The organism is Cellulomonas sp. Root485 (assembly GCF_001426705.1).
GTDB lineage: Bacteria > Actinomycetota > Actinomycetes > Actinomycetales > Cellulomonadaceae > Cellulomonas.
Genome location: NZ_LMFC01000001.1, coordinates 357642 through 366757, shown reverse-complemented (window position 1 = coordinate 366757; position 9116 = coordinate 357642). Strand labels below are relative to the sequence as shown.

The 9116-nt window shown below is 73.1% G+C and carries 10 protein-coding genes; 3 read left to right on the top strand and 7 right to left on the bottom strand.

What is annotated here, in order from left to right:
• Positions 1–13 precede the first annotated feature (13 nt).
• From glmM to ASD16_RS01825, 4 genes are all read right to left on the bottom strand, one after another.
• Complete coding sequence (gene glmM / locus ASD16_RS01840; protein ID WP_055912207.1) at positions 14–1363, bottom strand: phosphoglucosamine mutase; 1350 nt, start codon at positions 1361–1363, stop codon at positions 14–16.
• Between the two features lie 124 nt (positions 1364–1487).
• Positions 1488–1976 (bottom strand): 30S ribosomal protein S9, encoded by a 489-nt coding sequence (rpsI, locus tag ASD16_RS01835; RefSeq protein ID WP_055912205.1) that lies wholly within the window; start codon positions 1974–1976, stop codon positions 1488–1490.
• 38 nt (positions 1977–2014) lie between these two features.
• Positions 2015–2464, bottom strand: a complete 450-nt coding sequence (gene rplM / locus ASD16_RS01830; protein ID WP_055912203.1) for a 50S ribosomal protein L13 — start codon at positions 2462–2464, stop codon at positions 2015–2017.
• A gap of 241 nt (positions 2465–2705) precedes the next feature.
• Positions 2706–3641, bottom strand: coding sequence for a LysR family transcriptional regulator ArgP (locus ASD16_RS01825; protein WP_055912201.1), 936 nt, complete (start codon positions 3639–3641; stop codon positions 2706–2708).
• A 72-nt stretch (positions 3642–3713) separates the two neighbouring features.
• Here ASD16_RS01825 and ASD16_RS01820 point away from each other — a divergent pair, with 72 nt between their 5' ends.
• Entirely contained in the window at positions 3714–4310 is a 597-nt protein-coding gene (locus tag ASD16_RS01820) for a LysE/ArgO family amino acid transporter (RefSeq protein WP_055912199.1), read from the top strand.
• 3 nt (positions 4311–4313) lie between these two features.
• Here ASD16_RS01820 and ASD16_RS01815 read toward each other — a convergent pair whose 3' ends face one another.
• Entirely contained in the window at positions 4314–5996 is a 1683-nt protein-coding gene (locus ASD16_RS01815; protein WP_055912197.1) for an ABC-F family ATP-binding cassette domain-containing protein, read from the bottom strand.
• 102 nt (positions 5997–6098) lie between these two features.
• Between ASD16_RS01815 and ASD16_RS01810 the strand changes: the two genes are divergently transcribed.
• Entirely contained in the window at positions 6099–6536 is a 438-nt protein-coding gene (locus tag ASD16_RS01810) for a DUF5709 domain-containing protein (protein WP_055912195.1), read from the top strand.
• A gap of 31 nt (positions 6537–6567) precedes the next feature.
• On the opposite strand, the gene truA is transcribed toward ASD16_RS01810, so the two are convergent.
• Entirely contained in the window at positions 6568–7485 is a 918-nt protein-coding gene (gene truA, locus ASD16_RS01805; protein WP_055915557.1) for a tRNA pseudouridine(38-40) synthase TruA, read from the bottom strand.
• A 108-nt stretch (positions 7486–7593) separates the two neighbouring features.
• Here truA and ASD16_RS01800 point away from each other — a divergent pair, with 108 nt between their 5' ends.
• Positions 7594–8361 (top strand): ROK family protein, encoded by a 768-nt coding sequence (locus ASD16_RS01800; protein WP_055912193.1) that lies wholly within the window; start codon positions 7594–7596, stop codon positions 8359–8361.
• 18 nt (positions 8362–8379) lie between these two features.
• Here ASD16_RS01800 and ASD16_RS01795 read toward each other — a convergent pair whose 3' ends face one another.
• Positions 8380–9111, bottom strand: a complete 732-nt coding sequence (locus ASD16_RS01795) for an alpha/beta fold hydrolase (protein WP_055912191.1) — start codon at positions 9109–9111, stop codon at positions 8380–8382.
• Positions 9112–9116: the final 5 nt, after the last annotated feature.

Sequence of the window (9116 nt, the reverse complement as noted above, 5' to 3'; positions counted from 1 at the left end):
GGCCCGGACGGCACTACAGCGCCAGCCGGTGCAGGACGACGTCGGCCAGCTCGTGCGCCACCCGGTCCGCCTCCGCCTGCGTGCCCGCCTCGACCATGACACGGACCAGGTCCTCGGTGCCCGACGAGCGCAGGAGCACGCGCCCGGTGCTGCCGAGGTCCGACTCGGCGGTCCGCACGGCGTCGAGCAGCGACTCGTCCGTCGACGCCCGGCGCTTGTCGACCCCCGGCACGTTGACCAGGGTCTGCGGCAGCCGCCGGACGACCCCCGCGAGGTCGGCGATCGTGGTCCCGGTCGCGGCGACGCGTGCGGCCAGCTGGAGCGCCGTCAGCACGCCGTCGCCGGTGGTCGCGTGCGCCGCCATGATGATGTGCCCGGACTGCTCGCCGCCGAGGGAGTAGCCCCCGGCACGCATGGCCTCGAGCACGTACCGGTCGCCGACCGCGGTGTCGATCGTGGCGATCCCGGCCTGCGTCATCGCGATCTTCAGGCCGAGGTTGCTCATGACGGTGGTGACCAGCGTGTCGGCCACGAGGTCACCGCGGTCGCGCATCGCGATCGCGAGGATCCCCATGATCTGGTCGCCGTCCACCAGCGCACCCGACGCGTCGACGGCGAGGCACCTGTCGGCGTCCCCGTCGAAGGCCACCCCGAGGTCCGCCCCGGAGGCCACGACGGCGGCCTGGAGCTGCTCGGGGTGCGTGGACCCGCACTTCTCGTTGATGTTGCGACCGTCGGGCGAGGCGTTGATGACGACGACGTCCGCGCCCGCCGCCCGCAGCGTCGCGGGACCGACCTCGCTCGCCGCACCGTTCGCACAGTCGACCGCGATGCGCAGACCGGCCAGCGGCACGTCGATGGTGCCGACGAGGTGCTCGATGTACTGCTCGCCGGCACGCCCGGTGTCGACCCGGATGCGCCCGACGTCCCCGCCGAGCGGCCGCTCCCAGTCCTCGCCCATGCGCGCCTCGATGGCGGCCTCGAGCTCGTCGTCGAGCTTGTGCCCGCCGCGGGACAGGAACTTGATGCCGTTGTCCGGCATGGGGTTGTGCGACGCGGACAGGACGACGCCGATGTCCACCCCGAGCTCCGCGGTCAGGAACGCCACCGCGGGTGTCGGCAGCACGCCCACGTTGTTGACGTCGATGCCCGCCGAGGCGAGCCCCGCGGACACCGCTGCGGCGAGGAACTCCCCCGACGCCCGGCTGTCGCGCCCGACGATCGCCCGGGGGCGGTGCCCTTCGAACTCGCCGAGCGAGCCCAGCACGTGCGCGGCCGCGACCGAGAGGTCGAGCGCGAGCTCAGCGGTGACGTCCCGGTTGGCGAGCCCACGCACGCCGTCGGTACCGAACAGTCGGCCCATGGTCAGACTCCTTCGTCCTGAGGTGCCCCGGGGAGCCCTCGCACGTCCTTGCTGATGGTTGCAGACGTGCCGATGGCCCCGCTGGTCGTGAGACCGGCGGGGCCATCGGGCCGAGGCGCGAAGATCAGCGCTTCGAGTACTGCGGAGCCTTGCGGGCCTTCTTGAGACCGGCCTTCTTGCGCTCCACGACGCGGGCGTCGCGGGTCAGGAAGCCGGCCTTCTTCAGGGCCGGGCGGTTGTGCTCCTCGTCGATCGCGTTCAGCGCACGGGCGATGCCCAGGCGCAGCGCGCCGGCCTGGCCGCTCACGCCACCGCCGGTGATGCGGGCGACGACGTCGAAGCGACCCTCGACGTCGACCAGCTTGAACGGGGAGTTCACGAGCTGCTGGTGCACCTTGTTCGGGAAGTAGTCCTCGAGCGTGCGCCCGTTGACCTTCCACTGGCCGGTTCCGGGGACCAGGCGCACGCGCGCGATGGCCTCCTTGCGACGGCCGAGGGCGTTCGCGGGTGCCGTGATGCTCTGACCGCGGCCCGTCGGGGCAACCGTCTCGGAGGTGTAGCTGGTGGGGGTGTCATCGCCCTCGAGGTCGATGTCGACCGTGGTCTCTGCCACTGGTGTCCTCGCGTCCTTGTTCTCTGTACTCAGCCGGCTCACGCCTGCTGAGAGACCTGGGTGATCTCGAAGGGCTTCGGCTGCTGCGCCGCGTGCGGGTGCTCGGCACCGGCGTAGACCTTGAGCTTGGTGAGCTGCTGACGCGCGAGCGAGCTCTTGGGGAGCATGCCGCGGACAGCCTTCTCGATCGCGCGCTCGGGGTGCTTCTCCAGGAGGTCGGAGTAGGCCACGGCGCGCAGGCCACCCGGGTATCCGGAGTGGCGGTACGCGAGCTTGTTCTCGCGCTTGTTGCCGGTCAGTGCCACCTTGCTCGCGTTGATGACGATGACGAAGTCACCGCCGTCGACGTGGGGAGCAAAGGTTGCCTTGTGCTTGCCGCGCAGCAACGTGGCCACATGTGTGGCCAGGCGACCCAGGACGACATCGTTCGCGTCGATGATGTGCCAGGTCCGCTCGACGTCGCCGGGCTTCGGGGTGTACGTGCGCACGGTCGTCAGCCTTCGTTTCGTTGCGAATCTTGTCGCGGCGGGACTCCGCAGGGTGCGGGTCCGCCGATGAATGCTCTCGTCGGCATCCAGGCGGCGAGCGGGAACGCACCGGCCCTGCCGTTCTGGCTCGGTGCTGAGTACACCGGCATTGGAACGGGGACGCACAACGACTCACAAGATTACCTGGCAGTGCCGCGGAGGGTCAAAACGCGGGACTGCGCCACCCTCCATCCTCGGACCGTCAGCCCGCTGTCGACGGCGGACCGTGCCTGCGCACCGGTCGGAGCGCCTGCGCGGCAGCCCGCACCACGCGCTCCGTCAGGTCGTCCAGGGTCGGGGTACGCAGCGCCCAGTGCTGCCAGTACAGCGGCACGTCCAGGGAGCGGCCGGCCCGGATCTCGACGAGCGCCCCGGCCGCTATCAGCGGGGTGGCCGCGACCTCCGGCACCATCCCCCACCCGAGCCCCGCCTGGACCAGCCCCACGAAGGCCGACTGCGACGGCACGTAGTGGACGTGGGGTGTCACCGTGCGACGACCCACGACGGAGGCCACGAAGCGTTCCTGCAGGCCATCCTCGCGGTTGAACGCCAGCAACGGGGCTGCGGCGAAGACCTCCGCCCCCAGCCCGTCGGCGAACCAGCGGTCCCGGCGGTCGGGCGCCGCGACCGCCAGATAGCGCATCGCGCCCAGGCGGCGGACGCGACAGCCCTGGACAGCGCGCGGATCCGCGGTGACGGCGGCCATCACGGTGCCGTCCCGCAGCAGGTCGGCGGAGAGCTCCTGGTCCTCGCGCCGCAGGTCCAGCAGGACGTCCGCAGGAAGGTCGGCGACGGCGGCAGGGAACCACGTGGACATCGAGTCGTCGTTCACCGCGACGGGCAGCCGCCGGGTCGACGGTGCGGCGCGGGAGCCACCCGGAGCCGGCACCAGCTGCGCCAGGGCGTCGCGCCCGAGCAGCTCCATCTGGCCGGCGAGCCGGACGAGCACCTCGCCGTCGTCGGTGGGCCGGCAGGGTCGCGTCCGGAGCACCAGCACGCGTCCGACCTGCTGCTCGAGTGCCTTGATGCGCTGGCTGACGGCCGACGGGGTCACGTGCAGACGCTGCGCTGCCGCGTCGAAGCTCCCCTCGTGCACGACGGCGGCGAGGGCGCTCAGCTGATCCACATCGAAGGCCACATGAATGATCCTAACGCTTCTGTAGAACCATGAACTGGACTACAGATCAGCGAGCCGCCTACCGTCGTCGTCATGCCCGCCGCCGCCCTCTCGGGCTACCTCACCGCGCTCTCGCTCATCGTCGCCATCGGCGCCCAGAACGCGTTCGTGCTGCGACAGGGGATCCGCCGCGAGCACGTGCTGCCCGTCGTCGCCGTCTGCGCCACGGCGGACGCCCTGCTCATCGCCGCCGGCATCGCGGGGCTGGGGGCGCTGGTCACCGAGAACCCTGCCGTCCTCACCGTGACCCGGTACGCGGGGGCCGCGTTCCTCCTGGTGCTCGCCGTCGGAGCGGCTCTGCGGGCTCGACGACCGGAACGTCTCGACCCCGCCGCCGACGGGCCGGCCTCCCTCGGAGCCGTCCTGACGACGTGCCTCGCGCTGACGTTCCTCAACCCGCACGTCTACCTCGACACCGTCGTGCTCCTGGGGTCGCTGGCCCACCAGCACGACCCGGGCGCGTGGGTGTTCGGCGCCGGGGCCGTCCTCGCGAGCATCACCTGGTTCGCCGCGCTCGGGTTCGGCGCCACCTACCTGCGCCCGGTGTTCGCCCGTCCGCGGGCGTGGCAGGTGCTCGACATCGTCATCGCGGTCGTGATGGCGACGCTCGCCGTCACGCTGCTGGTCTGAGCGTCAGCGCACGCGGTCGACGCGGCCGACGTCCCACACGGGCTCCGGCGTCTCGACGACCTCGCCGTCCGCGCCGAACACCAGGAACCGGTCGAAGGTCCGGGTGAACCAGCGGTCGTGGGTGACCGCCAGCACGGTGCCCTCGAACGCCGCCAGCCCGGTCTCGAGCGCCTCCGCGGAGTGCAGGTCGAGGTTGTCCGTCGGCTCGTCGAGCAGGAGCAGCGTCGCTCCCCCGAGCTCGAGCAGGAGGATCTGCAGACGCGCCTGCTGACCGCCCGAGAGCGTCTCGTAGCGCTGCTCGGCCGCGGCCACGAGCTCGTACCGGTCGAGCGTCTTGCTGGCCTGCTCCCGGCCGAGCCCTGCCCGGTGCCCCTCGCCGCGGTGCAGGATCTCCAGCAGCGTCCGGCCGACGAGCTCGGGGTGCCCGTGGTTCTGCGCGAACCACCCCGGCCGCACGCGCGGGCCGAGCACGACCCGACCGGTGTGCGTCACCGGAGCGACCGGGAGGTCGTCGGCCGGCGCGTGCTCGGGACCCGGGTCGCTGCCGCCGGCCGCCAGGAGCCGCAGGAAGTGCGACTTCCCGGACCCGTTGGAGCCCAGCACCGCGACCCGCTCACCGAACCAGACCTCCAGGTCGAACGGCTTCATCAGTCCCGTCAGCTCGAGCCCGGTCGCGACGATCGCGCGCTTGGCCGTCCGTCCGCCGCGCAGCCGCACCCTGACGTTCTGCTCACGCGCCAGCAGCGTCGGCGGCCCCGCCTCCTCGAACTTGCGCAACCGCGTCTGTGCGGCGGAGTACCGTGACGCGAGCCCGTCGTTGAACGCGGCCTTCGTCTTGAGCGTGAGCACCAGCTCCTTGAGCTTGGCGTGCTCCTCCTCCCAGCGCCGCAGCAGCTCCTCCAGCCGCGAGCGCCGGTCCTCGCGGGCCTGGTGGTACGTCGCGAAACCGCCACCGTGCACCCAGACCGCCGCACCGTTGACGCCGGGCTCCAGCGTCGCCACCTGCGTCGCCACCCGCGCGAGCATCTCGCGGTCGTGGCTCACGAAGAGCACGGTCTTGTTCGACGCCCGCAGCCTGTCCTCGAGCCAGCGCTTGGTGGGGACGTCGAGGGCGTTGTCGGGCTCGTCGAGCAGCAGCACCTCGTCCGGGCCGCGCAGCAGCGCCTCCAGGACCAGGCGCTTCTGCTCACCCCCGGACAGGGTGCGCACCTCGCGGTGCTGCGCAGCGTCGAACGGGATGGACAGCACGGCGTCGGTGACGCGGTCCCAGCCCGCCTCCGCCTCGTACCCGCCGACGTCGGCCCAGTCGACGAGCGCCTGCGCGTACCGCATCTGCGCCGGCTCGTCGTCGACCTCCATGATCAGCAGCTCCGCCGCCGCGAGCTCCAGCGCAGCATCCCGGACGGCCGGCGACGCCAGCGACGCCAGCAGGTCCCGGATCGACCGGTCGTCGTCGATGCGGCCGATGTCCTGCCGCATGATCCCCAGCCCGCCGCTGCGCCCGACCGACCCGGCGTGCGGAGCCTCGTCCCCGGCGACGATCCGCAGCAGCGTCGTCTTGCCCGCACCGTTGGGCCCGACGAGCGCGACACGGGCGCCGTCACCCACCCGGAACGACACGTCGTCGAGGAGTGGACGGCCGTCGGGCAGGAAGTACCCGATGCCGCCGATGTCGAGGTGGCCCATGGGCCCAGTGTCCCCGGCCGCCGACCTCCCGGGACACCGGATTGATCGTGGCGTCCCCCACTCCCTCTGGCGCCGGGGCGCGCGCGGTGTAAGGGTCGGGGCATGAGCGAGACTCCCGGCACCAGCACCGACCCCGAGCTCGGCAGCGAGGGCGACACCGACCAGCTGCCCAGCGAGGACACCCTGATCGACCGCGGCGTCGACGACCTCCTCGACGAGGGCTACACCGTGCCGGACCGGCCGCGGACGAACCACTACGGCGAGACGGCCTGGGAAGAGGCGCACCGCGAGACGATCGACCAGCGGATCGGCCAGGAGGAGCCCGAGGTCTGGGAGGCCCGGCCTCGCCCCGACCGCGACGAGTCCCGTGCCGGTCGCCTGATCGAGGACGACGACGCCGTCGAGGCGGGAGGCACCGACGGGTTCGCCATCGACGCGGGCTTCTCCGGGGGTGCCGCGAGCGCCGAGGAGGCCGCCGTCCACCTCATCGAGGAGGAGTACGTCGACGACCGCCGGTACCGCGACGACGTCGAGGACTGACCTGCAGAGGGCCCCTGAGGACTGACTGGCGTCAGCCGCAGCAGCCGGCCGCGTGCTGCAGGTCCTCGGCCGCGCGTCGTGCCCGGGTCTGAACCGCTCGCGCCCCCAGCTCCTCGTCGGGCGGGTAGCCCACCTCCTCGAGCGTGAGTCCGTGGGCGGCGACCACGTGCACGCCCTCACCGCGGCGACGTGCGGCGAGCAGCTCGGCCGGCCAGCCCGGTCCGCGCCGCCCCTCCCCCACCGCGAGGCTCGCGCCGACGAGCGACCGCACCATCGAGTGGCAGAACGCGTCCGCCTGCACGGTCGCGACCACCAGGCCGGCGTCCGAGCCGTCGACCGGCCGGGACCACGCGAACGCCTCGAGCGTGCGGATCGTGGTCGCGCCCGGCCTGGGCTTGCAGTAGGACGCGAAGTCGTGGCGACCGACCAGCGGCCGCGCCGCCGCTGCCATCGCGTCGACGTCGAGCCCGCGGCGGTGCCACAGCACGTGCGTGCGGGACAGCGGGTCGCGCCGGGCTGCGTCGTCGCAGATCCGGTACGTGTAGCGGCGGCTCAGCGCGGAGAACCGGGCGTCGAAACCCTCGGCCGCCCGCGTGAGGGTGTGCACGACGAGGTCGGAGGGGAGGATCCCCCCGAGCCGGGTGAGCAGCACCTCGTCCACCGGTCGCGACGAGCGACCGCTGCTCTTCTCGATGAGCCCGGCGGGGATGTCGACGTGCGCCACCTGCCCGCGCGCGTGGACGCCGGCGTCGGTGCGACCGGCCACCGTCACGCGCGGGGGTCCGTCGGTCCGCAGGACGGTGCCCAGCGCGGCCTCCAGCACCCCCTGGACGGTCCTCAGGCCCGGCTGGACGGCCCAGCCGGCGAATCCGGTGCCGTCGTAGGCCAGCTCGAGCCGTAGCCGTACGGCGGGCTCCTGCGTCGGCACGCCCGTGGGCACGCCGTCCATGCTCTCGCTCACGGGTCCACACGGTAGTCGGCCACGCACCGGGTCCCCGCACATCCCCGCCGGTCGTGCTTCTGCGCGCCCGCGCCACCCGTCGCCTAGCGTGGGGCCGTGCCCACGTCCGGCTCCGACCCGTTCACGCTCGCCGTCGACTGCGGCGGCGGGGGGATCAAGGCGTCGGTGCTCGACGCGGCCGGCACGCTCCACGCGCCCGCGGTACGCGTGCCGACGCCCTATCCGCTGCCGCCCGAGCGCCTCGTCACCACGATCGCGGACATCGCCGCCGACCTCCCGACCGCCCAGCGCGTGACCGTGGGGATGCCCGGGATGATCCGGCACGGCGTCGTCGTCGCGACCCCGCACTACGTCACCCGCTCCGGCCCTCGGACCACGATCGACCCCCTGCTCGTGGCCGCCTGGGCGGGGTGCGACATCCGCGCGGCGGTCGAGGAGCGCCTCGGGCTGCCCACCCTCGTGCTCAACGACGCCGAGGTGCATGGCGCCGGCGTGATCTCCGGGACGGGCATCGAGCTGGTGCTCACCCTCGGCACCGGGCTCGGCACCGCGCTGTTCGACGGCGGGGTCCTGGCGCCCCACCTCGAGCTCTCCCACGCACCCGTGCGCTGGGGCACCACCTACGACGCCTACATCGGACAGGTCGAGCGCGCCCGGCTCGGCGACGCGCTCTGGTCCCGACGGGTCCGACGGGTCGTCGACGGCTTCCGGCCCGTGTTCGTGTGGGACCGGCTGTACCTCGGCGGCGGGAACGCCCGTCAGGTCACCGCGACCACGCTGGCGCGGCTGGGCGACGACGTCGTGGTCGTGCCGAACCAGGCCGGGATCGTCGGGGGCGTCCGGGCCTGGTCCCTGGGCGGCTGACCCGGAGCAACCACGTCGTCACGCCTCGGCCGCGACGCCAGCCCGCGCCTCGACCTCGTCCAGCGCCTCGAGCAGCACCCGCGTGAACCGTGCCGGCTGCACCAGGCTCACCAGGTGGGTCGCGCGCGGGACCACCACCAGCCGCCCGTCCCGGCACGCCGCCAGGAACCGGCGCTCCTCCCCGCGGAAGTGGTCGAACGCGCCGTTGACCAGCCACACCGGTGCCTCGACCCGCGCGAGGTCCTCCAGGGGCGTCGCGATCGACATCTCCCGCAGCACCTCGTTCGTGGCGTCGAGCGCGAACCCCCCGGCACCCACGTCCGCCGCGCCGACGGGCGGCAGCGCGAGGTCCACGAAGAACTGGTTCAGGCGGGCACCCCGGTCCGGCAGTCGCGCGATCCCCTGCGCACCGACCGACCACCCCGCCAGCAGCAGCCGGTGCGGGCGGGTCGAGCAGGACGCCGCCACCAGCCCGCAGACCTGCTCCGGGTGCCGCGCGGCGTGCCGGATCCCCACGTACCCACCGAGGGAGAGGCCGACGACGACCGCCGGACCCCCGAGCTCGTCGATCGCGTGCGCCACCGTGTCCACGGCCGCGTCCAGCGTGAAGGGCTCACCGATCCGGGTCCCGTGACCAGGCAGGTCCACCGCGACGGCACGGTGCCCCACCCGCTGCAACGCCTCGACCTGCGCCCGCCACATCGTGCGGGAGGTCCGCAGCCCGTGCACGAGGACGACCGGCAGGCTCATACGGC